We start from the raw sequence: 21,696 nt of genomic DNA, 5'->3' as shown, positions 1-21,696 counted from the left end.
ACGATCGCAGTGCCTTTGGCCGCGGCCCACCGCCCGCCCGCCCGCCCAATCAATTCGCGCTTGAGCACATGTCGCACTGGCGTCAACCGGCACGGTGCCCGATAGTCATAGCAACACGTGAGCGCCAATGTCATCAGAGGTGGGGTTTATGGGTGGCATCATCGTCAGCGGCGACGACGTGCTCGCGACCACGATCGCCACGGAACTGAACCGCGCGGGCGCCACAGTCGTCAAGCTGCCGAGCGAGGACCTCACCGGCGCGGACCTCACCCAAGCAAGCGCCATCGTCTGCGCCGGGCGTGACGACGCCAAGAATCTCGAAAACGCTTTATTGGCAAGGAAAACGAATCCGAATCTGCGCGTGGTCGCCCGGTTGGGCAACGACGTGCTGCGGGGAGCGGTGGCCGCCGACAACGGCCCCGGGGCCATCCTCGATGTCGCCGACCTCGCGGCGCCGTCGGTCGTCGAGGCGTGCCTGGCGAGCAACACCCACCCGGTCGAGGCGGCCGGCATCAACTTCGTCGTGTCGGGCGCCGAGGCGCCACGCGACGCGACCCTTCGAGAGATCTACGGCGACCTGGCACCGGTGGCCGTGATCCACGGCCAGGACGCCGCCACCCCCGGCGAGGTGGTGCCCTGTCCGGGCCGCGACCATCGGGTGCGCGCCGGTGATTGGACCGCCATGATCGGCAGCGCCGACGAACTGGCCGCCCGCGGCATCAAGACGCCCCGGCCGACCGCGACGCGCTCGCGCCGCTCGTGGGTGCGGCGGGCCTCGGACGCCGCACGCGCAATGCGCGACGACGTCAACCCCCTGCTCTTCCCCGCCATGCTGCTCGCGCTCACCCTGCTGCTCGCGTCGACGATCGTCGTGCACTTCTCCTACACGAAGCCGCGCCTGTCCTGGCTTGACGCAATGTATTTCACCGCGGAGACCATCACCACTGTGGGATACGGCGAATTCACCTTCGCCCAACAATCCGCGTGGCTACGCATCTTCGCCGTCGGCCTGATGTTCGCCGGCGTGACCACCACCGCGCTGCTCGTCGCCTTCGTGGCGGACTTGCTGTTGTCGCGCCGCGTCCTGCAATCGGCCGGCGTCCGGCGGGCGCGCCACCTGCGCGACCACATCATCGTGGTGGGGCTGGGGTCCTTCGGCAGCCGCGTCGTCGGCGATCTGACCGCGGCCGGATACGACGTCGCGGTGATCGAACGCGACGAGAACAACCGGTTCCTGTCGACCGCGGCCGAACTCGACGTGCCGGTGATCTTCGGGGACGCCACGCTGCGCCAGACGCTGGAGTCGGCCCGCGTCGACCGCGCCCGCGCCGTGGCCGTGCTGACTCAGGACGACATGGTCAACATCGAGATCGGCATCGTGCTGCGCGAGATGCTGGGTCCCCGGGTGATGCCCGAGGTCAACCGGCCCGACGTGCCGATCGTGCTGCGCATCTACGACCGCACGCTGGGCGACGCGGTGGCCAAGCGGTTCGGGTTCGAGAACGTCCGGTCGACGGTCGACCTGGCCGCCCCGTGGTTCATCGGTGCCGCGATGGGTTTGCAGGTGCTGGGCACGTTCTCGGTCGGGCAGCGATCCTTCATGGTCGGCGCCATGCACGTGGCGGCCGGCAGCGAACTCGACGGGCTGCGGATGTTCGAAATGTCCACCCAGACCCGGGTCATCGCCATCACCCGTCGGGACGCCCCGGTCGAGCTACACCCGCGCCGCGACGCCTGGCTTCGCGGCGGCGACACCGTCTACCTGGTCGGGCCGTACCGGGAGCTGCTGGAGACGCTGCGCAAGGGGCAGCCACCGCAGGAGCCTGCCGTCGACGACGAGCGCCCGGCGGACAAAGCGGCGACCTGACGCCCGCACATCCAGGTCAGGAGGCGGACCAGTCCACCGGGGTGTCGGGTTCGCCCGCGCGGGCGCGGTGCCGGGCACACCAGCCGGCCAATTCCTGGCGGGCCGCGATTGTCACCGGATGCTCGTCGCCGAGGACGCGGGATTCCTCCTCGACCAGCGCCTCCCATGCGGTGACCCCGTCCGTCACGCCGGCCCGGTTCGGGGCCCACAGCGTGAACATGTGCCGCGCCATGAGCAGATGAACGTGGTCGCTGCCCAGCTTGTCGCGCAGCTCGCCGATCAGCCACTCGAGTTCGGTGATCGCCGCGGGGATGTCACCGGCCCGCCCTCGCCAGATCGCCAGCATCAACCGCGTCCCGAGGGTGTCGGCGTGGTCGTCGCCGAGCACCCGCCGCCGCGCGGCGAGCACATGTTGGCCCTCGGTCATAGCTCCGGCGAAATCACCGGTCTCCCAACGCTTCTCGGCGACCCTCTCGCGGGCCATCAGCGTGCTCTCGTGGTCGGGCCCCAGAATCCGCTGTTCGTCGGCGACGAGCTGCGACCATTCGGACAGCGACGACACCGGCGCTTGTTGGCGACCGGCCAGCAGGTGGCGCGCGGTCAAGGTGCTCAGGTGATCGCGACCGAGCACCTCGACGAGATCGGGTATCAACTCCTTTAGGTCGGCGTAGACGGCGGCGTCCTCGCCCGCCCGCAGCTGCACGGTGGCCAGCGCCACCTTGAGCTCGAGGACGTTGGGATCGCGCTCCCCCAGCGTTGCCCGGCACAGGGTCACCAGCTCGTTCGCCTGCAGCGCGGCCCCGGCGAAATCGCCGTTGTTCGCGCACTGCGCCATCAGCCCGGTCATTTCGGCCAGCGGGGCGGGCAACTCCTGCTGCGTCATGTCGCTAATGAAAACCCCGCGGCGCCGATGCGGCAATTCACCCTGTGCCGCCGCTCGGCCCGAGCTGGACTACAGCCGCCCGGCGACCTCCGCGGCGCGGCGCAGCTGATCGACATCCGAGCTCGTCGGGATGAGCTGAACCTCGTCGGTGCCGATCTCCTCGAACCGGCGCAGCACGTCCAGCAGCTCGTCTTCGCTGCCGGCCCACCCGGTCATCGGCGCCATGGCGTCGACGTATTCGGCCGGTATCCAGTTCATGTAGCGACGTAGATGGCGGTGCACCTGGGCGCGGGACTCCTCGGGGGACCCGAAAGCGAACCAAAACGAGGTGATGAGGTGGGGTTTGGGCTTGCCGGCCCGCGCCCAGGCGTCTCGCGTGACGTCGAACAGCTCGTTCTGCTTGGCGACGTCGAGGTCCAGGGTGGTGCCCGCCAGCCCGTCGGCCCACGCCGCGGCGCTGCGGATGGTCTTCGGACCGATACTGCCGACGAACAGCGGTGGACCGCCGGGCTGCACCGGCGCCGGACCGACGGGCCGCACCGAGTCGGTGGTCTTCTCCCCCGCCCAGACGCGCTTCATCACCGCCACCCGTTCGGCCATGCCGCGCATGGTCTGTGTGGCGGGGTCGGCGCCGACGGCGTGGTAATCCTCGTGCCGGCCGCCCACCCCGATGCCGACGGTCAACCGGCCGCCGCTGAGCATGTCGCCGGTCGCCAGACCCTTGGCGAGCATGACCGGGTCGTGCAGTTGCGGCACGATCACCGTCGTCAGCAGCCGCACCCGATCGGTCCAGGCGGCCAGCGCGCCCAGCAGCGTCAGGTTGTCCGGATTGTCGAACGCGATGCGCTCACCCCAGCACAGTGACGAGAACGGCCCCTCGTCAATGGTGCGCGCCCAGGTCTCGAGCACCGTCGCATCCAGATCCGGTTCCATCACCGGCATCGTCATCGCTATCTGCACGACGGCGATTCTGGCATGTTTAACATGCGACCCATCAGTGGAACCATGGACCGAATGGACTTCACCAGCACTTCCATCGCGCATGTCCGACTGACCGTGACCGATATCGAGCGATCCCGGCAGTTCTACGAGAGCGTGTTCGGCTGGCCGGTGTTGCTGGAGGTCCCCGACAACGCCGACGAAGCCACCCGCAATCAGTTGAGCTTTTTGTTCGGCGGTGTCATCTACGACCTCGGCGGCACGCTGCTCGGCCTGCGGCCCGTCGCCGCGGGCCGCTTCGACGAGAATCGCGTCGGGCTGGACCACATCGCGTTCCGGCTCACCACTAGGGACGAATTGGATTCGGCGGCAGCGCATCTCGATGACCTTGGCGTCACTCACGAGCCGATCAAGGACATCGGGCCGTCTTACATACTGGAGTTCCGCGACCCCGACAACATCGCCCTGGAGCTGACCGCGCCGAAGTAGCGCGTTGTCGCGCGGGGCGTGCGGTGGTTGACTGGACAGAACTATGAGCATCAGTTTCAACCACACCATCGTCGCGTCGCGCGACAAACGAGAATCCGCCGAGTTTCTCACCGAGCTGTTCGGGCTGCCCAGCCCAAAGCCGTTCGGCCACTTCATGGTTGTCGAACTAGAGCACGGTGCCACCCTGGACTACGCGGATGCCCCCGACGGCGCGGACATCCCGCGTCAGCACTACGCCTTCTTGGTGTCCGAGCAGGAGTTCGACACGATCTACGACAAGATCCGGGCTCGTGGCATGCAGCACTGGGCCGATCCGGGCGCCACGCGTCCCGGCGAGATCAACCACAATGACGGCGGACGCGGGGTGTATTTCACCGACCCCTCCGGTCATGCCATGGAGATCCTCACCCGCCCCTACGGGTCGGGCGGCTGAGCCGTTGTGCACGTTGCCTAGTCGCCGGTGCGCGCCGAGCCGTGCCGCTGGCTCTCCTGTTTCCGATAGTCGTCGGCCAGTTGCGCCACATGCTTGGGCAGGCCGCCGGTCGCGACGTCGGCCAGGGTGGTTTGTTCCAGCACGGACCGCATGCTGGCGCGCAGCGCCCGCCAGACGTCGGTGAGCGCGGCGGTCGGTCCCGAATACGGCAGGTCCCCGAGTCCGATGTCGCGGACGCTGGCCAGTGGCCCATCGATGCAGCGCAGGACGTCGGCGATGCTGATGTCGCTGCCGGAGCGGGCCAATTCGTAGCCGCCCTCACGGCCACGATGGCTGCGCACGAGCCGGTCGGTGCGCAGGTTGGTCAGGATGTCGACGAGAAATTGCGGCGGGATGCCCTGGGCCTGGGCCAAGTCGTCGGTCTTCACCAGCGTCCCGTCGGACACCGTGGCGAGCTGGATCATCGCCCGCACGGCGTACTCCGCCTTCGCTGACATGCGCACTCTCAGGATTGTGCCATCCGGTGCGGGCATTTCGGCGCAGCCGGGCGGCACCGGCGTGCTACCCGCGCGATTCGAGCAGGTCGAGGACCCGCTGCGCCTGCTCCTCGATGGTGCCGTCCGGGGTGAGCCGCAGATCGGGATTCGCCGGCGGCTGATACGGACTGTCGATCCCGGTGAACTGGGTGATCTCACCGGCGCGCGCCTTCGCGTACAGCCCCTTGGGGTCACGCTTTTCGCATTCGTCGATGGGGGTGTCGCAGAAGACCTCGATGAACTCGAACCCGGCGTCGGCGTGCACCTTGCGGGCCAATTCGCGTTGTTCGGCCAGCGGGCTGATCGCCGGCACCAGCACGACGTTGCCGCAGTCGGCGAGCAGCGCCGCCACATGCGCGAGCCGGCGCAGGTTCTCGGCGCGGTCGGCCATGGAAAAGCCCAGGTCGGCGTTCAAACCGTGCCGCAGGTTGTCCCCATCGAGAACGTAAGCCAGAGACCCCTTTTCGAGCAGCTTTTGCTCGACCAGCATGGCCACCGACGACTTGCCGGAGCCGGACAGACCGGTGAACCACACCGTCTTGCCGCGGGGCCGGGCCTGCGCGATCGCCGAAGGCTTGTGCCGCACCGTGTTTGGGCTCGCCGCCTGCGCCGACGCGTCGCGCAACACCATGCCGGCGGCCACGGTGCCGTTGGTGTGCGGGTCGATGAGGATGAACGACCCGGTGCTCGGGTTCCGGGTGTACTCGTCGAGGAGCAGCGGAACCTGGGTGCGCAGCGAAATGCGGCCAAGCTCGTTGAGCTTCAACGCCGTCGCGGACTTGTCGCGGTGCAGCGTGTTGACGTCGAGGCGGTAGTCGAGCGCGGTCACCTTGGCGTGCGTGGTGCGGGTGGTGTGCTTGATGACGTAATCGCGGCCGGGCTCGAGCGCCGCGCCGTCGGCCATCCAGCACACCGTCGCGTCGAACTCCTGCGCGACCCGGGGCTGGTTGTGGGTGCGGGCGATCAGATCTCCCCGCGAGATGTCGATCTCGTCGGCGAGGGTGACGGACACGGCCATCGGCGGGAACGCTTCTTCCACCGGACCATTCGGGCCCTCGATCGCGGTGATGCGGGTGTGCTTGCCGACGGGCAGCACCACGACCTCGTCCCCGGCGCGCATGACGCCGCTGGCGACGGTGCCGGCGTAGCTGCGGTGGTCCTGATGTTCGCGGGTGTGCGGCCGGATGACGTACTGCACCGGGAACCGCACGTCAACCATATTGCGATCGCCGGCGATGTACACCTCTTCGAGGTGCGACAACAAGGCCGGCCCTTCATACCACGGCGTCTGGTCCGACTTCGTCACCACGTTGTCGCCGTGCAGCGCGGAGATCGGGATGGTGGCCACGTCGTGCACGTCCAACCGAGCGGCGAAGGCGTGGAACTCGTCGCGGATCGCCTCGAATTTCTCTTTGTCCCAACCGATCAGGTCCATCTTGTTGACCGCGAGCACGATGTGCTGGATGCCCAGCAGGGACGCCAGGAAAGCGTGCCGGCGTGACTGCTCCAACAGGCCGTGCCGCGCGTCGACGAGCACGATCACGAGCTGGGCGGTCGAGGCCCCGGTCACCATGTTGCGGGTGTACTGGATGTGGCCGGGGGTGTCGGCGATGATGAATTTCCGCTTGGGAGTGGCGAAGTAGCGGTAGGCGACGTCGATCGTGATGCCCTGCTCGCGTTCGGCCCGCAAGCCGTCGGTCACCAGCGCCAGGTCGGTGTAGTCGTGGCCGCGGTCCTTGGACGTCTGCTCCACCGCGGCCCACTGGTCCTCCATGACGGCCTTGGAGTCATACAGCAGGCGGCCGATCAGGGTGGACTTGCCGTCGTCGACGGAACCCGCGGTTGCGAGCCTCAGCAAGGTGGCCATCAGAAGTATCCCTGTCGTTTGCGGTCTTCCATGCCGGCCTCCGAGATCCGGTCGTCGGCCCTGGTCGCCCCGCGTTCGGTGAGCCGGGACACCGCGGTCTCGGCGATGACCTCGTCGACGGTGGCGGCTTGCGATTCCACGCATCCGGTGCACGTGACGTCCCCGACGGTGCGGAAGCGCACCGTCGCCTCGAACACCGGCTCGTCGGCGTTGGGCTGCATGTTCTTATCGACCGCCAACAACATGCCGTCACGGCGAAAGACCTTGCGCCGGTGCGCGTAATAGATCGACGGAAGGGCGATGTTCTCGGCGCCGATGTAGGACCAGATGTCGAACTCGGTCCAGTTGGACAGCGGGAAGACCCGGATGTGCTCACCCTTGTGATGCCGGCCGTTGTACAGGTTCCACAGCTCGGGCCGCTGCGCCTTCGGATCCCATTGACCGAACTCGTCGCGGAAGCTGAACACACGCTCCTTGGCGCGGGCCTTCTCCTCGTCGCGGCGCGCCCCGCCGAACGCCGCGTCGAACTTGTTCTCCCGGATGGCGCGAAGCAGGGTCACGGTCTGGATGGGGTTGCGCCCCTGACGTGGCTCGACCACCCGCCCGGCGTCGATGTCTTCCTGGACCGAGGCGACGACCAAGCGCACTCCGTGCTCGTTGACCAGCTCGTCGCGGGTCGCGATCACCTCGTCGAAGTTGTGTCCGGTGTCGACGTGCATCACCGGGAACGGCAACCGGCCCGGACGGAACGCCCGCAGCGCCAGATGCAGCATGACGATGGAGTCCTTGCCGCCCGAGAACAGCAGCACCGGCCGCTCGAACTCGGCGGCCACCTCCCGAATGATGTGGATCGCCTCTGCCTCCAGCGAGCGCAGGTGGCTCAATTCGTACTGTCCGACGGCGGGGGCCGCCTTCAGATCACTGGTCATAGCTTCCTTCACTCGCTAAAACCTGGCAGAACTGACCATATTTGGCATCTTAGCGATATATGAGACCAGCTGGCGCTGGACCTGTCAACCTGGGGTGCGAAAACATGGACGAATGACTTCTCACCCCGGACCTTCTCGCCCGCCCGCGCCCAGCGGCCGCGACGTCATCGCGCAGTTCATCCCCCAGTCCCCGTTCGTCGTCAAGCTGGGCATCGTCGCCGACCGGCTCGAGGAGGACGAGGTGCGGCTGCGGCTGCCCTGGGACCCGTCCAACGTGACGCTCGGCGACATGGTTCACGGTGGGGCCATCGCCACCCTCGCCGACCTCACCGTCATGGCGGCGGCGTGGTGCGGCGTCCCAGCCCCGCCGGAACTACGCGGCGTGACGGTGTCGATGGCGCTGGACTACATGGCCCCGGCTCGGGCCACCGACGTGATCGGCATCGGCCGGGTGCTGCGACGCGGCCGATCGCTGGTCAATTGCGAGGCCGAGATCGTCGACTCGGGGGGCACGCTGGTGGCCAAGGCCTTGGCGACCTACAAGGTCGGCTGAAGGGCCACCGAACGTGCACTGATGGCGGGGATCGGGCCGATTTTTCGCCGTGGCTACACGCTCGGCGCGCGCTTCTAGAGCGTGACCTCGTTGAGCTTGCCGGTGGCGACGTCGAAGAAGAAGCCACGCGCGGAGACGTGCTTGGTGACGAACGGACTGCCCTCGATGCGCCGCAGCGACTGCCGGACGTCCTCGGCGACATCCGGGAACGCCTCGGCCGCCCACGGCGGTTTGACCCCGGTCTCCTCCTGGATGGTGCGCTTGAAGTCGTCGTCGGTGAACGTGAGCATCCCGCAATCGGTGTGGTGAATCAGGATGATCTCTCGCGTCCCCAGTAGTCGTTGGCTGATGGCCAGCGAGCGGATGACGTCGTCGGTGACGACCCCTCCGGCGTTGCGGATGACGTGGGCCTCCCCCTCGTTGAGGCCGAGGAGGCGGTACACGTCGAGCCGCGCATCCATGCACGCGACGACCGCCACATGCTTGCCCGGCGGCATCGGCAGCGGCCCGTTGAAGGTCTTCGCATATTCGGCGTTGTTGCCCAGCAAGTCATCGGTAACCGTCACGCAAGCCTCCTCGACAGTGTCGCGGTCTGAGGCGTGCCGCAATCGCCGCACGGCTCGGTACCGCGGTGCATGTTAACAACCGATCACACGCGATTCACGCATGAGAATCAAGCAGATCTGAAGCTCACCGAACGCGCCCGGCGCTGCACGCGCGACGCCGTGCCGCCGGCTCGATAACCTGTCCCAATGCGACGCGTGCTGTGCGGACGGGTATGACCCGGTTTCTCGCCCGCCGCTTGCTCAACTACGTCGTGCTGCTGGCGCTGGCATCGTTTCTGACGTTCTGCCTGACGTCGGTGGCCTTCAAACCGCTGGACAGCCTGTTGCAGCGCAACCCGCGACCACCACAAGCCGTCATCGACGCCAAGGCCCACGCGCTCGGTCTCGACGAGGCGATCCCGATCCGCTACGCGCACTGGGCTTCACACGCCGTCCGCGGTGACTTCGGCAAGACCGTCACCGGGCAGTCCGTCGGGGAGTCACTGTGGCGCCGAGTCGGAGTGACGCTGCGCCTGCTGGTCATCGGGTCGCTGGTGGGCACCGTCGCGGGCATCGCGGCCGGGGCGTGGGGCGCGATTCGGCAGTATCGGCTCAGCGATCGCGTCGTCACCATGATGGCCCTGCTCGTGTTGAGCACCCCGACGTTCGTCATCGCCAACCTGCTGATCCTGGCCGCGCTGCGGGTGAACTGGGCCGTGGGTCTGCAGATTTTCGACTACACCGGGGAGACATCGCCGGGGGTGTCCGGCGGGGCCGGCGCGCACTTCTTCGACCGGTTGCGGCATTTGGTGTTGCCGTCGTTGACCCTGGCGCTGGCGGCCGCGGCGGGATACAGCCGCTATCAGCGCAACGCGATGCTCGACGTCCTGGGCCAGGACTTCATCCGCACCGCGCGGGCCAAGGGGCTGACCCGCCGGCGCGCGTTGGTCAAGCACGGGTTGCGCACCGCGCTGATCCCGTTGGCCACCCTGTTCGCCTACGGGGTGGCCGGGCTGGTCACCGGAGCGGTGTTCGTGGAGAAGATCTTCGGCTGGCACGGCATGGGCGAATGGCTGGTGCAGGGCATCGCGACGCAAGACACCAACATCGTCGCGGCCATCACCGTGTTCTCCGGCGCGGTGGTGTTGCTGGCCGGCCTGCTCTCCGACGTGTTTTACGCGGCTCTCGACCCGAGGGTCAGGGTGTCATGACCCGCGCCGCCGACGATGCAGAGCGAAGCGATGAGGCGGCGGGGCGTTCATGGACCTCCGCGGCGGATATCGATGGCGCCCACGGGTTTTCGAGTCACGACGTGGCGGACTTCACCTCGCGCCGCACGCTGGTGCTACGCAGGTTTGCGCGCAATCGGTTCGCGGTGGCGTCGCTGATCTTGTTGGTGCTGCTGTTCGTGGGCTGTTACACCCTGCCCGCGGTGCTTCCCTATTCCTACGAGGACCTCGATTTCACCGCGCTGCTGCAGCCGCCCAGCGCGCGCCACTGGCTGGGCACCAACGCGCTGGGACAAGATCTGCTGGCGCAGATCCTGCGGGGGATGCAGAAGTCGATGCTGATCGGTGTGTGCGTGGCGGTCATCTCCACCGGCATCGCCGCCACCGTCGGTTCGGTCTCGGGCTATTTCGGCGGTTGGCGCGACCGTGTGCTGATGTGGCTGGTCGACCTGCTGTTGGTGGTGCCCAGCTTCATCCTCATCGCCATCGTGACGCCGCGCACCAAGGACTCGGCGAACATCGTGATGCTCGTTCTGCTGCTGGCGGGATTCGGCTGGATGGTCAGTTCCCGCATGGTGCGGGGCATGACCATGAGTTTGCGCGAGCGCGAATTCATCCGTGCCGCACGGTATATGGGCGTATCCAGCCGCCGCATCATTGTCGGGCATGTGGTGCCCAACGTGGCGTCCATCCTGATCATCGACGCAGCGCTCAACGTCGCCTCGGCCATTCTGGCCGAAACCGGCTTGAGCTTCCTGGGTTTCGGCATCCAGCCACCGGATGTGTCGCTGGGCACCTTGATCGCCAATGGCACCCAGTCGGCGACCACGTTCCCGTGGGTGTTCCTCTTTCCCGCCGGGGTGCTGGTGCTGATCCTGGTGTGCGCCAACCTGACCGGCGACGGCCTGCGGGACGCGCTCGACCCGGGCAGCACCCCGGTGCGGGGCGGTGCGCGATGAGCCCCCTGCTCGAGGTGACCGACCTGGCCGTGACCTTCGCGACCGGCGGCGATCCGGTGACCGCGGTCCGCGGCGTCAGCTACCGCGTCGAACCGGGCGAAGTCGTCGCCATGGTCGGCGAATCCGGTTCGGGCAAGTCCGTTTCGGCGATGGCGGTCGTGGGCCTGTTGCCCGAGTACGCGCGGGTGCGCGGCTCGGTCCGGCTGCACGACACCGAGCTGCTGGGCCTGGACGACGACGCGATGTCGCGGTTCCGCGGCAAGACGGTCGGCATGGTGTTCCAGGATCCGATGTCGGCGCTGACACCGGTGTACACCGTCGGCGACCAGATCGCCGAGGCGATCGAGATCCACCAGCCGCGGGTGGGACGGCGGGCGGCCCGTCATCGCGCGGTCGAACTGCTCGAATTGGTGGGCATCGCCCAGCCGGAGCGACGCGCCCGCGCGTTTCCGCACGAGCTCTCCGGCGGTGAACGGCAACGGGTCGTCATCGCGATCGCGATCGCCAACGACCCCGACTTGTTGATCTGCGACGAGCCCACCACCGCACTCGATGTCACCGTGCAGGCGCAGATCCTCGAGGTCCTCAAAACCGCCCGCGACGTCACCGGGGCCGGGGTGCTGATCATCACGCACGACCTCGGTGTGGTCGCCGAGTTCGCCGACCGGGCGCTGGTGATGTACGCGGGGCGGGTCGTCGAATCCGCCGAGGTGCACGACCTTTACCGGGACCGCCGAATGCCCTACACCGTCGGGCTGTTGGGCTCGGTTCCGCGGCTGGACGCCGCACAGGGCACCCGGTTGGTGCCGATCCCCGGCGCACCGCCGTCGTTGGCCGGTCTGGATCCCGGCTGTCCGTTCGCCCCGCGCTGCCCGCTGGCCATCGACGAATGTCGGCTCGAGGAGCCGGAACTGCTTCCCGTCGGTGCCGACCATCGGGCGGCCTGCATCCGCACCGATCAGGTGGGCGGCCGCAGCGCCGCGGACATCTACGGCGTCAGCACCACGGCACAGTCGGTGAGACCCGATGACTCGTCGGTCGTCGTCCGGGTGCGTGACCTGACCAAGACCTACCGGCTGACCAAGGGCGTGCTGCGCCGCCGCGCCGGCGAGGTGCGCGCGGTCGACGGCGTCAGTTTCGAGCTGCGGCAGGGCCGTACCCTCGGCATCGTCGGCGAGTCCGGTTCGGGGAAATCGACCACGTTGCACGAGATCCTGGAACTCACCGGGCCCCAATCGGGATCGATCGAAGTGCTGGGCACCGATGTCACGACGCTGAGCCCGGCGAGCAGGCGGTCGCTGCGACGCGACATTCAGGTCGTGTTCCAAGACCCGGTCGCCTCGCTGGACCCGCGACTGCCGGTGTTCGAGCTTCTCGCCGAACCGCTGCGCGCCAACGGGGTCGACAAGGGCGGCACCAACGCGCGCGTCGCCGAGCTGCTCGAGATCGTGGGCCTGCGCCGCGCCGACGCGGTCCGCTACCCCGCCGAGTTCTCCGGCGGGCAGAAGCAGCGCATCGGCATCGCCCGTGCGCTGGCTCTGCAACCGAAGATCCTGGCGCTCGACGAACCCGTCTCCGCGCTCGACGTCTCCATCCAGGCCGGGATCATCAACCTGCTGCTCGACCTGCAAGCGCTCTTCGGCTTGTCCTATCTGTTCGTCTCCCACGATCTTTCGGTGATCAAGCACCTCGCCCACGAGGTGGTCGTGATGCGTTCCGGAACGGTCGTCGAGCGGGGCGACAGCCGGCAGGTCTTCGACAACCCGCAACACGAATACACCCGGCAGCTGCTGGACGCGGTGCCGCGACCCGATCCGGGCGCAGGTGGCTAGCGTCGGCATCCGGTTGGCGGCGGCGCTTTTCGCGATGGCGCTGGCGCTGTCGGGCTGCTCGCCGGCCATCAACCTGATTCCGGAAACGGGGCAAAACGCGCGGATCGGGACGTCCAGCGACATCAACCCGCGCGATCCGGCCACCCTGCGAGACGGCGGTGACCTGCGACTCGCGCTCACCGCCTTCCCGCCGAACTTCAACATTTTGCACATCGACGGCAATTCCGCCGAGGTCGCCGCGATGATGAAGGCCACCTTGCCGCGAGCCTTCGTCATCGGGCCGGACGGCTCGACGACGGTCGACACCAACTACTTCACCAGCATCGAACTGACCGGAACCGCACCGCAAGTGGTGACCTACACGATCAACCCCAAGGCGGTGTGGTCGGACGGCACCCCGATCACCTGGGAGGACATCGCCAGCCAGGTCCACGCGCTGAGTGGCGCCGACAAGAATTTCGAGATCGCCGGGCCCAGCGGCGCCGAGCGCGTCGCCTCGGTGACCCGCGGCGTCGACGACCGGCAGGCCGTCATGACCTTCGCCAAGCCGTACGCCGAGTGGCGCGGCATGTTCGCCGGCAACGGGATGCTGCTGCCCAAGAGCATGACGGCTACCCCCGAGGCGTTCAACAAGGGCCAGCTGGACGGGCCGGGCCCGTCGGCCGGCCCATTCATCGCCACCTCGTTGGATCGGACGACCCAGCGGATCGTGTTGAGCCGCAACCCGAAATGGTGGGGCCCGCGACCGCGCCTGGACAACATCACCTACTTGGTGCTCGACGACGCCGCGCGGCTGCCGGCCCTGCAGAACAACACGATCGACGCCACCGGGGTCGGCACCATCGATCAACTGACCATCGCGCAGCGCACCAAGGGAATCACCATCCGGCGCGCCCCCGCCCCGGCCTGGTCGCACATCACCTTCAACGGCGCCCCGGGGTCGATCCTGGCCGACAAGGCGTTGCGGGTCGCGGTGTCCAAGGGCATCGACCGCCAGACCATCGCCAAGGTCGTCCAGTACGGCCTCACCAGCGACCCGGTGGCGCTGGGCAATCACATCTACGTCGCGGGCCAGAAGGGCTACCAGGACAACAGCGCCGTGGTTCCCTACGACCCGGCCGCGGCCAAGCGCGAGCTCGACGCCCTGGGCTGGAAGCAGGTCGGCCAGTTCCGGGAGAAGGACGGTCGCCCGCTGGTCATTCGTGACCTGTTCTACGACGCCCAGGGCAGCCGACAGTTCGCCCAGATCACCCAGCACAGCCTCGCCCAAATCGGCGTCAAGCTCGAGCTTGTCGCCCGCGCGGGCAGCGGCTTTTTCACCAACTACATCAACGTCGGAGACTTCGACCTCGCCCAATTCGGTTGGCTCGGGGACGCTTTCCCGCTCTCATCGTTGACCCAGATCTATAAGTCCGACGGGGAAAGCAACTTCGGCAAGATCGGCAGCCCGCAGATCGACGCCGCCATCGAGCGGACCCTGGAAGAACTCGACCCCGACAGGGCGCGGGCGCTGGCCAACGACCTCGACCGGCTGATCTGGGCGGAGGGGTTCAGCCTGCCGCTCACCCAGTCGCCCGGGGACGTCGCGGTGCACAGCACGCTGGCCAACTTCGGCGCGGCCGGCCTCGGCGACCTGGACTACACCGCAATCGGATTCACGCGCAGCTGAGCCGGCGCAACAGCCGCGTGGGGACCGGCAGCGCGCCTTCGGCGGCGGCCGCCGTTTCGATCAACTTCCACAGCAGCCGCACCTCGGGGCGCGGCGGCAGCGCGTCCAGCGCCGACGCTTGGGCGGCAAGCCCTTTCAGGTCGCCGCGCCCCACCGCCTCGGCGGCGGCGAGCGCGACGGGCTCGCGGAAATCCAGCGCGCTGTGCGCCATGCTCGGCAGGCTCAAGAGCACCGCATCGGGCAGCAGCGACGCGACGCGCTCGGCCACCGCCGGCGGGGTGATGAGGTCACGGCCGCCGGAAATCACCGCGGTGGGCCAGTTGAAGTTCGGCATTTCCGTGGGCAGGTCATAGGGCTCGTCCTCGAAAGTCACTCGCTGCGTGCGCGCTTCGCTTTCGGCCACTGCGGGGTCCAGCGGCAGGCCGTCGGGTTCGGCGGCGTAGTCCAGCTCGCGAAACGCGATGCGGCTCACCAGATCTTCCTCGTAGCGGAACGGCAGATTGCTCAGGGTGGTGAACCGGGATAGCGTCCACCACAAGAGTTTCCGGCGCTGCAGTAACAGATCGAGTTGACGCTCGAGCAGGTCGGCGCCGCCGTAGCCGTAAATGGTCGCGACGACGTGTGTCGCCGCCGGGGTCATGACGCCGGCGTCGACCAGTTTGCGCATTTTCGGTGCCAAGGCGGCGGTTTCGGGGCTGTCGCCCCGAAGCAGCAGCCGGCGAATCGCCCGGCGCACGATGACGATGTCGTGCCGCGACAGCAGCGGCGAATCGAGCACCATCGCGTGCACGCGGTCGGGATGGCGCACACCCACTCCGGCCGCGATATAGGTGCCGTAGGACGCGCCATAGATGTCGGCCGAGTCGGCGTGGGCGTCGTCGAGCACCGCCGCCACGTCGTCGACGACCTGATTCACGGTCATGGACTGCGGCGGCAGGTCGGCACCCGAATCGTCGTGGCGCGACATCCCCACCCCGCGGTGTTCGATCATGATGACGTCGAGACCGGCCGCCGCCGCGCGCCTGCGCAGTCCCTTGTACATCTGCACCGACGCCACGCCCGGCCCGCCGGGGATGATGACCAGCGGGTGGCGGGACTTGCGGCCCGTGCGCACGTAGTACAGATCGAACTCGTCGGCGCTGTGCGGCGAGATCGGCCGGCGCACGGCGCGCACACCGGGCAATTCCGCCAGCTTCTGCTGCACCCGGCTCCGCTTCGCGTTCATCGTCATTCGTGTCGGACCGCCATGGTCCCATTCTGCAGGCAGCGCATCCCGGCACGCGCCGAGTCGTCACACCCGGCGGTATCGGCTGAGGTCAGCGGCCCTCAGGCGGTGAGGTCGATGCGATGCGCGCCCCGGACACCGTCGTAACGGTCGGGACTGCAGGTGAGCACGATCACCTGCCCGTGAGTGCCGACGCTGTCGAACAACTGACCCATTTTGGCCAGCCGGTCGGGGTCGGTGAAACCCAGTGCGTCGTCGACGACCACCGGCACGGCGTCCTCCTTGGCGACCAGGGCGGCACCGGCGAGCCGGGCCAGGATGCCCAGTTGCTCCTTGGCGCCGCCCGACAAGGATTCATAGGGCACCGTGATGCCGTTGAGCGTGCGGCTACGGATGCACAGGTCGCTGTCGATGTCGACCTCGAAACTCGGCCCGAACACGGGACGTCCGAGCCGCTGCAGCTCCGCGCGATAAGGCTCGACGTAGCGTCTGCGCGTGGTGTCGCGGTGACGCGTCATGACCGAGCGCAGCAGTTTCGCGGCCCGGGCCCGCGCGCCGATCTGACTGTGCTCCGTGGCGGCGTGCTCGCGCTCCGTTTCCGCGGCGTCCAGCTTGCCCTGGCGCCCCTCACTGCCGAACACCGAGAGTTCGATGGTGATCTCACGCAACGCGCGGGCGGCTTCTTCGTAGCGCTCCCGCAGCGACTCGGCTTCCTTTGTGGCCTCGGCCAATTCGGCGGCAACGGCATCGGGGGACGCGGCGGCCAAGGCGGCGGCGAGCTCGCCGACTCGTTGGTCCGCGGCCTGCGCGGCCCGCAACGCCGAGTCCGCCGACGCCGCGAGTTCCTCGTCGCTGACCGAGGCGCGCTCGGCGGCCAGCCGGCCCGCGGTCGCCTGCAGCTCGGCCCGCTGGGCTTCCAACGTGTTCTGCAGAACGGTTGCCCGGGTGGATAACTCGGCCAGCGCCGCGGCGGCGGTGGTGGCGGCCTGGCGGTGAGCCTCGCAGTCGGTCGACGCCGCCGCGTGACCCTGCTGGGCCGCGTCGAGTTCGGCGCGGGCGGCGCCGATGTCCGTGGCACCGGGCGCCGGCTCGGCCGGGTGCTGGGCCCGCAGCTGCGCCAGGCGGGAGCGCATCTCGTCGATCTGCTCGTCGCCGCACAGACCGGCCAGCGTGGCGCCGAGCTGATCGCGGGCGCTCACCAGCTCGCGGCGCCGCTGGTCGGCCGAGCGCGCGGCGGCGAGATCGGCCACCTCGGCGGCGGCCAGCGCCGCCGCCATTTCTTGTTGTGCCGCAGCATGTTTCGTGTGGATATCCAGCGTGGTCGCGCCGGGGGTGACCCGGGCGGTCAGGACGTCGGACACCTCGACCACGGTGGACCCGGCGGCGGTGATCGACCAGCTCTGCCCCGCCGACAACGAGATTCGCTCACCGCCGACCACCAGGTGAATGTCCGCGGCGGCGGTGAATTCGATCGCCGCCGACGTCGACGCCAACTGGTCCCCGATGCGATCGACCGCGGCGCAGGCGTCCTCGATTCGTCGCAGCAGTTCCTCGGTGACGGCGATCGTGCTGAGCTCGGCGCAGATTCGCTCACGATCCCGCTCGATGGCGTCGACCTTGGCCAGCCGGGTGCTCAACCGGTCGGCCTCCTCGAGGTCGGCGAGCCGGTCGACGCCGCGGCGCGCGGCGTCGACCCGGCACTGCAGGTCGGCCAGGACCTGCGTGGCCCGCTGGAGCGTGGCGTCGCACGCCTCGGCCTCGGCGCGCGCCGACGCGTGCGCGGACGCGGCTTGGTCCGCCTGGGCTTCCGTTTCGGCGACAGCGGCGGCGCGGGCGTCGATTTCGGCGAGCAGCTGCAAACGGCTGGTGTGGGCGGCGGTCGCCGCGGCGCTGGTGGCGTCCGCGGCCTCGGCGACCAACTGGGCTTCGCGCTGCTGCGCGGTGAGCTCGGCGATCCGGTCGGCGGCTTCCCGGGCGGCCGCCACGCGCGGGCCGGCGGCGATGCGCCGCTGGGAGAAGTCGGCCACCTGCTCGGTCAAAACGGCGTGGCGAGCGACCCGGTCGTCGACCTCGGCGACGGCGGCCGCGCACTCGGCGACCGCGGCCTCGGCGTCGGCGAGCCGGGCGATCGCGGCGGCCCACGGCCCCGTCGGACGCCCGGTCGGGGTGAAGTACCGCGCGTATTCGGTGTCGATCCGCTCGATCAGCAACGGCTCGGTGCCACAGAGCCCGCCGCTGTCGCCGGCGGCCACATCGAGCGCGCGTGACAGCGCGTCGCACCCGGACAAGTCCACCGCGGCGGTCGACGCCGACTGCAGCACACGCTGGGCATGCCAGAGGTCGCTGTCCACCGTCTCGGCCAGCATCGCCCGCACCCGTTCGTGGGCTTCGTCGCCGGTCAGCTGTTCGCGGCACGGCGTGATGATCGTCAGCTCCGTCTCGCACTTCTTGTGAAACCGCTTGCGATAGACGAAACGGTAGGGGCCGCAACTGATTTCGGCGGAGACCTCGGAGCCCACGTCGCTGTGGGTGGGTTTGACCTGCTTGACTTCCTTCTTCGTCGACCGATCCCGGGACTCCAGGAGCAGGTCCAGCGCCTCGATCATCGACGACTTGCCGATCTCGTTGGCGCCGCACACCACCACGACGCCGTGGTCGGGGAATTCGATCTCCCGGTGCGAGATGCCGCGGTAGTTCGTCAGGATCAACCGGTGCAGCTTCACGCCGCGCCCCGATCAGCGAGGCGCAGCAGCAGCGCCAGCGCCGCCTGGGCGTCGCCGGCGGTGGCGGAATCCTCCTCGCGCGCCGTCGCCATCAGCTCCTCGACCGCCGCGGCGGCGAATCCCCCGATCCCGAGATCGCTGAACTCGCCGTCGGCGGGGATCACCGCCAGGTCGGTGCGCCGTTCCCACAGGCCCAGCCAGGCGAACAACCGCGCGTATTTGTCCAGGCAGGCGTCCAGGGCGGCGCGGTCGGTGACCGTCAACGACCCGGTGAGCGCCAGGCGCACCACGGTTCGGTCCTTGTCGGTCATCAGGTCCAGGTTCACGTCGAGGTCGGCGATGTCGCGGCTCGTGTCGACCTGACGGTGCAGCGTGACGAAGCGCCAGCGTCCGACGTCTCGTGCGGTCACCGAGACCGCGCCCCGCGGGTCGGTTTCGTCGACGTCCACGACCAGGACGTGGCCCGGGTCGGATTCCACGTCATCGAAGTTGGTGACTTCCGGCGATCCGGAATACCAGACCCGGCCGCTGTCGCCGACCTGGGTCAGAGAGTGCTTGTCCCCCAGCGCCACATAGTGCACCGCGCCGCGGGACAGCGCGTCGTCGAGGGTGGCGAGCCGGATCAGCGAGGGCTTGTCCTTGTCGGGGTCCAGGACGTCGACCCCGCCGTGCGCGACGAGGATTCGGGTGCCCGCGGCCGCGGGCAGGCCGTCGAGGACGTCGGCGACCAGGTCGGTGGTCGGCACCTTCGACCGCCACGGCGCGGCGACGATCTCCAGGCCGGGGCGCACCTGATGCACGCCGGCACGGTCGAGCACCACGACGTTGTCGGGACGCTCGGCGGCGAACAGCGCGCTGGTGTACACCGATGAGGCGTCCAGGGGGTCGTGGTTGCCCGGAAGCAGATACACCGGAATTCCGATGGCGCGCATGGCTTCCAGGGACTGTCCGATGACCGTCGGCGGGAGCTGGTTGTGCTCGAAGACGTCGCCCGACACGACGACGAACTCGGCGCCCACCTCCGCGGCGAGCGCCCCCAGACCGGCAACCGCGTCGCGGCGGGCCGCCGAGTAGCGTGGCTGGGCGTCGCCGGCGAGGAAGTGCCGGGTCATGCCCAGTTGCCAGTCGGCGGTGTGCAGGAATCGCATGTGGGCGACCCCCTTTCGAACTGCGTGTTTACTCCGGGCATCGCGAGTTTAGGTCTGCGCACCGACAAGACGCGGGACCTCGATCGGCAGGTCTTGGCACTGCGCAAATTCCGGCGCAGCGGGCGTGGCCGGCGGGGCGCCACACTGATTAATCTGATCCTTCGTGACTGCCGAGCGCACCCTGCTGTTGATGCGGCATGCGAAGTCCGACTACCCGGCCGGGGTCGCCGACCACGATCGGCCGTTGGCGCCCCGCGGCGTCAGGCAAGCCGGGCTCGCCGGCGACTGGCTGCGCGCCCACGTGCCCCCCGTCGACGGGGTGCTGTGTTCCACGGCGACCAGGACCCGCGAGACACTGCGGAACACCCGCATCGCTGCGCCGGTGCGATACAGCGAACGTCTCTACGCCAGCACCCCGGGCACGCTGATCGACGAGATCAACACGGTGGACGACGGCATCGGCACGCTGCTCGTCATCGGACACGAGCCGACGATGTCGGCGCTTGCGCTGGGGCTGGGCCGCGCCGGCGGCACCGACGCCGCTGCGGGCGAACGCATTTCGGCCAAGTTCCCGACGTCGGCGATCGCGGTCCTCGCGGTGCCGTGCGCGTGGAAGGAACTGGAACTCGGGGGTGCGTCGCTGATCGACTTCGTCGTTCCGCGCTGAGCCCACAACGCTGCGGCGAACGTCGACTTGTTGGGCTCAAAACGCGAAATCGACGACAACAAGTCGACGTTCGGCGTGGTGGCGCAACCTCCGGCTAGGAGTTGGTGGCCAGCGTCAGTTCCATCAGCTTGATGGCCTGCCCGCACGCATCGATTCCCGGCGCCTGCGGGTTGACCCACCAACCGACCACCCCGGCCGCGTCGCTGGCCACGCCGCACGCGCCGTTGGGGTCGTCGGGACGCATCACGATCGAGTCGATCCCGGCGATGGGCCGCGACTCGATCTTGTACTTCAAGAACTCCGCGACCTTGCGCTCGTTGCTCAGGCTGCCCTGCTCGAACCAGAACCGGGTGATGTCGATCAGGCCGGCCGGGTTGGCCGCCTGCCACCGGCAGATCGCGCCGACGAACGTGCTCTGAATGTCGAGCGGGTCGGCCCCCACGGTCTTGGCCAGGATGTCGCTGGTCAACACCTCACATTCCTTGAGCAGGTTCGGGTACTGCTGCTGGGAGTTGTTGTTGCGGGGCACGTTGCCGCCCGCCTTGACCGCGTTGCCGCCGATCGACCTGGAGCAGCCCGTCAGCACCAGCAGCGCGGCCAGCAAAAGCACTGCGGCGGCGCGCATCGAGGCCCTCATTTCGAGTTCGCAATCGACTGACGAGCCAGCTCTTTCGCGATATCGCACGGCGGCGGGAACGGCTTCTGACTGAAACTGATCGACCACTCGATGAAGTCGTCCTGGAACTGAATGCCTACTTCGCACAGCGAGTCACCCAGGTTGGGCTCGTTGCCGACGGCGATGAAACCGCCGTGGCCGTTGATGTTGATGTCGTCGACGCTGGCACGTGAGAGCTCCTCGGTCTTGCGTTCGCGTCCGATCGGGCTGCCGCGATACCAGGAGAAGGAGAAGTGCGGCCCGAGGATGCCGCCCCCGGCGAGCCATTGACAGCCGACGGAGTTGCGGGCGGTGTTGATCAACCCGGTCACCCGGGTCAGCTCGGCCACCGTCTGGTCGCTGATGCCGCCGCACTGCGGGAACATCGGCCCGTGGTTGCCTTGCCCCTTCTGCGGCGTCGACGACGCCGTCGCCCCGGGTTTGTTGCCGCCGGAATCGGAGCAGGCGGCAACGGCGGGAATCAGGATCGTCAATGCTGACGCCACAAGAGCCAGCGCCCTCGCGCTACGCCGCACCGCTACCCTGCT

The 21,696-nt window shown here is 68.5% G+C and carries 20 protein-coding genes; 9 read left to right on the top strand and 11 right to left on the bottom strand.

From position 1 onward, the window contains the following. Window positions 1–148 precede the first annotated feature (148 nt). Entirely contained in the window at window positions 149–1,867 is a 1,719-nt protein-coding gene (locus tag W7S_RS06525; RefSeq protein WP_008254764.1) for a TrkA family potassium uptake protein, read from the top strand. Between the two features lie 16 nt (window positions 1,868–1,883). On the opposite strand, the gene W7S_RS06520 is transcribed toward W7S_RS06525, so the two are convergent. Together W7S_RS06520 and W7S_RS06515 are read right to left on the bottom strand one after the other, a co-directional pair. Beyond that, on the bottom strand, window positions 1,884–2,750 hold the full coding sequence (locus tag W7S_RS06520; RefSeq protein WP_008254762.1) for a tetratricopeptide repeat protein: 867 nt from the start codon (window positions 2,748–2,750) through the stop codon (window positions 1,884–1,886). 69 nt (window positions 2,751–2,819) lie between these two features. Continuing rightward, window positions 2,820–3,698 carry an LLM class flavin-dependent oxidoreductase gene (locus tag W7S_RS06515; protein WP_008254760.1) on the bottom strand — a complete coding sequence of 293 codons (879 nt, stop codon included), beginning with the start codon at window positions 3,696–3,698 and terminating at the stop codon, window positions 2,820–2,822. A gap of 66 nt (window positions 3,699–3,764) precedes the next feature. Between W7S_RS06515 and W7S_RS06510 the strand changes: the two genes are divergently transcribed. After that, window positions 3,765–4,178, top strand: coding sequence for a VOC family protein (locus W7S_RS06510; RefSeq protein ID WP_008254757.1), 414 nt, complete (start codon window positions 3,765–3,767; stop codon window positions 4,176–4,178). 43 nt (window positions 4,179–4,221) lie between these two features. Next, window positions 4,222–4,611 (top strand): VOC family protein, encoded by a 390-nt coding sequence (locus tag W7S_RS06505; RefSeq protein WP_008254755.1) that lies wholly within the window; start codon window positions 4,222–4,224, stop codon window positions 4,609–4,611. Window positions 4,612–4,628: 17 nt separating this feature from the next. Here W7S_RS06505 and W7S_RS06500 read toward each other — a convergent pair whose 3' ends face one another. Genes W7S_RS06500 through cysD form a run of 3 tightly spaced genes read right to left on the bottom strand, consistent with a single transcriptional unit; the run spans window position 4,629 to window position 7,943 of the window. Beyond that, the gene (locus W7S_RS06500; RefSeq protein WP_008254753.1) at window positions 4,629–5,114 is read right to left on the bottom strand and encodes an RrF2 family transcriptional regulator; all 486 of its coding nucleotides are present in this window, start codon (window positions 5,112–5,114) and stop codon (window positions 4,629–4,631) included. 58 nt (window positions 5,115–5,172) lie between these two features. Further along, window positions 5,173–7,014 carry an adenylyl-sulfate kinase gene (cysC, locus tag W7S_RS06495; protein WP_008254752.1) on the bottom strand — a complete coding sequence of 614 codons (1,842 nt, stop codon included), beginning with the start codon at window positions 7,012–7,014 and terminating at the stop codon, window positions 5,173–5,175. After that, window positions 7,014–7,943 (bottom strand): sulfate adenylyltransferase subunit CysD, encoded by a 930-nt coding sequence (gene cysD / locus W7S_RS06490; protein WP_008254750.1) that lies wholly within the window; start codon window positions 7,941–7,943, stop codon window positions 7,014–7,016. The genes cysC and cysD overlap by 1 nt, the downstream gene beginning before the upstream one ends. A 112-nt stretch (window positions 7,944–8,055) precedes the next feature. Here cysD and W7S_RS06485 point away from each other — a divergent pair, with 112 nt between their 5' ends. Then, the gene (locus tag W7S_RS06485) at window positions 8,056–8,496 is read left to right on the top strand and encodes a PaaI family thioesterase (protein ID WP_008254748.1); all 441 of its coding nucleotides are present in this window, start codon (window positions 8,056–8,058) and stop codon (window positions 8,494–8,496) included. Window positions 8,497–8,570: 74 nt separating this feature from the next. Here the strand turns inward: W7S_RS06485 and W7S_RS06480 are convergent, their stop codons facing one another. Further along, complete coding sequence (locus tag W7S_RS06480) at window positions 8,571–9,062, bottom strand: carbonic anhydrase (protein ID WP_008254746.1); 492 nt, start codon at window positions 9,060–9,062, stop codon at window positions 8,571–8,573. A gap of 212 nt (window positions 9,063–9,274) precedes the next feature. Between W7S_RS06480 and W7S_RS06475 the strand changes: the two genes are divergently transcribed. The 4 genes from W7S_RS06475 (at window position 9,275) to W7S_RS06460 (ending at window position 14,730) form a co-directional block, all read left to right on the top strand. After that, a complete protein-coding gene (locus W7S_RS06475; RefSeq protein ID WP_008254743.1) occupies window positions 9,275–10,252 on the top strand; it encodes an ABC transporter permease in 978 nt (325 codons plus the stop codon). Between the two features lie 101 nt (window positions 10,253–10,353). Beyond that, the gene (locus W7S_RS06470) at window positions 10,354–11,229 is read left to right on the top strand and encodes an ABC transporter permease (protein WP_008254741.1); all 876 of its coding nucleotides are present in this window, start codon (window positions 10,354–10,356) and stop codon (window positions 11,227–11,229) included. Next, window positions 11,226–13,061, top strand: a complete 1,836-nt coding sequence (locus W7S_RS06465) for an ABC transporter ATP-binding protein (protein ID WP_008254738.1) — start codon at window positions 11,226–11,228, stop codon at window positions 13,059–13,061. The genes W7S_RS06470 and W7S_RS06465 overlap by 4 nt, the downstream gene beginning before the upstream one ends. Before the next feature lie 34 nt (window positions 13,062–13,095). After that, on the top strand, window positions 13,096–14,730 hold the full coding sequence (locus tag W7S_RS06460; RefSeq protein WP_050989410.1) for an ABC transporter family substrate-binding protein: 1,635 nt from the start codon (window positions 13,096–13,098) through the stop codon (window positions 14,728–14,730). Here W7S_RS06460 and W7S_RS06455 read toward each other — a convergent pair. The 3 genes from W7S_RS06455 to W7S_RS06445 form a co-directional block, all read right to left on the bottom strand. Next, window positions 14,717–15,961, bottom strand: coding sequence for an alpha/beta hydrolase (locus W7S_RS06455; protein ID WP_009955263.1), 1,245 nt, complete (start codon window positions 15,959–15,961; stop codon window positions 14,717–14,719). The two genes, W7S_RS06460 and W7S_RS06455, sit on opposite strands and share 14 nt — an antisense overlap. Window positions 15,962–16,056: 95 nt before the next feature. Continuing rightward, window positions 16,057–18,678 carry an ATP-binding protein gene (locus W7S_RS06450; RefSeq protein WP_008254732.1) on the bottom strand — a complete coding sequence of 874 codons (2,622 nt, stop codon included), beginning with the start codon at window positions 18,676–18,678 and terminating at the stop codon, window positions 16,057–16,059. Continuing rightward, a complete protein-coding gene (locus W7S_RS06445) occupies window positions 18,675–19,826 on the bottom strand; it encodes an exonuclease SbcCD subunit D (RefSeq protein WP_008254730.1) in 1,152 nt (383 codons plus the stop codon). Before W7S_RS06445 ends, W7S_RS06450 begins: the two co-directional genes overlap by 4 nt. 163 nt (window positions 19,827–19,989) lie before the next feature. Between W7S_RS06445 and W7S_RS06440 the strand changes: the two genes are divergently transcribed. Further along, window positions 19,990–20,493, top strand: coding sequence for a histidine phosphatase family protein (locus W7S_RS06440; protein WP_036428625.1), 504 nt, complete (start codon window positions 19,990–19,992; stop codon window positions 20,491–20,493). A 94-nt stretch (window positions 20,494–20,587) separates the two neighbouring features. Here W7S_RS06440 and W7S_RS06435 read toward each other — a convergent pair whose 3' ends face one another. Continuing rightward, a complete protein-coding gene (locus tag W7S_RS06435; protein WP_008254724.1) occupies window positions 20,588–21,118 on the bottom strand; it encodes a DUF3558 domain-containing protein in 531 nt (176 codons plus the stop codon). Between the two features lie 8 nt (window positions 21,119–21,126). Beyond that, window positions 21,127–21,684, bottom strand: coding sequence for a DUF3558 domain-containing protein (locus W7S_RS06430; RefSeq protein ID WP_008254722.1), 558 nt, complete (start codon window positions 21,682–21,684; stop codon window positions 21,127–21,129). Window positions 21,685–21,696 lie beyond the last annotated feature (12 nt).

Origin of the sequence: Mycobacterium sp. MOTT36Y, assembly GCF_000262165.1 — a bacterium.
GTDB lineage: Bacteria > Actinomycetota > Actinomycetes > Mycobacteriales > Mycobacteriaceae > Mycobacterium > Mycobacterium intracellulare.
Note: the sequence above shows the minus strand (reverse complement) of the source record. Positions and strands in the feature narration are given on the sequence as shown.

What these genes read in the sequence shown, in the direction of transcription:
- W7S_RS06525 (WP_008254764.1), top strand. Translation starts at nt 149, where the DNA reads ATGGGTGGCATCATCGTCAGCGGCGACGACGTGCTCGCGACCACGATC.
- W7S_RS06520 (WP_008254762.1), bottom strand. Translation starts at nt 2,750, where the DNA reads ATGACGCAGCAGGAGTTGCCCGCCCCGCTGGCCGAAATGACCGGGCTG.
- W7S_RS06515 (WP_008254760.1), bottom strand. Translation starts at nt 3,698, where the DNA reads ATGACGATGCCGGTGATGGAACCGGATCTGGATGCGACGGTGCTCGAG.
- W7S_RS06510 (WP_008254757.1), top strand. Translation starts at nt 3,765, where the DNA reads ATGGACTTCACCAGCACTTCCATCGCGCATGTCCGACTGACCGTGACC.
- W7S_RS06505 (WP_008254755.1), top strand. Translation starts at nt 4,222, where the DNA reads ATGAGCATCAGTTTCAACCACACCATCGTCGCGTCGCGCGACAAACGA.
- cysC (WP_008254752.1), bottom strand. Translation starts at nt 7,014, where the DNA reads ATGGCCACCTTGCTGAGGCTCGCAACCGCGGGTTCCGTCGACGACGGC.
- cysD (WP_008254750.1), bottom strand. Translation starts at nt 7,943, where the DNA reads ATGACCAGTGATCTGAAGGCGGCCCCCGCCGTCGGACAGTACGAATTG.
- W7S_RS06485 (WP_008254748.1), top strand. Translation starts at nt 8,056, where the DNA reads ATGACTTCTCACCCCGGACCTTCTCGCCCGCCCGCGCCCAGCGGCCGC.
- W7S_RS06475 (WP_008254743.1), top strand. Translation starts at nt 9,275, where the DNA reads ATGACCCGGTTTCTCGCCCGCCGCTTGCTCAACTACGTCGTGCTGCTG.
- W7S_RS06465 (WP_008254738.1), top strand. Translation starts at nt 11,226, where the DNA reads ATGAGCCCCCTGCTCGAGGTGACCGACCTGGCCGTGACCTTCGCGACC.
- W7S_RS06460 (WP_050989410.1), top strand. Translation starts at nt 13,096, where the DNA reads ATGGCGCTGGCGCTGTCGGGCTGCTCGCCGGCCATCAACCTGATTCCG.
- W7S_RS06455 (WP_009955263.1), bottom strand. Translation starts at nt 15,961, where the DNA reads ATGACGATGAACGCGAAGCGGAGCCGGGTGCAGCAGAAGCTGGCGGAA.
- W7S_RS06445 (WP_008254730.1), bottom strand. Translation starts at nt 19,826, where the DNA reads ATGCGATTCCTGCACACCGCCGACTGGCAACTGGGCATGACCCGGCAC.
- W7S_RS06435 (WP_008254724.1), bottom strand. Translation starts at nt 21,118, where the DNA reads ATGCGCGCCGCCGCAGTGCTTTTGCTGGCCGCGCTGCTGGTGCTGACG.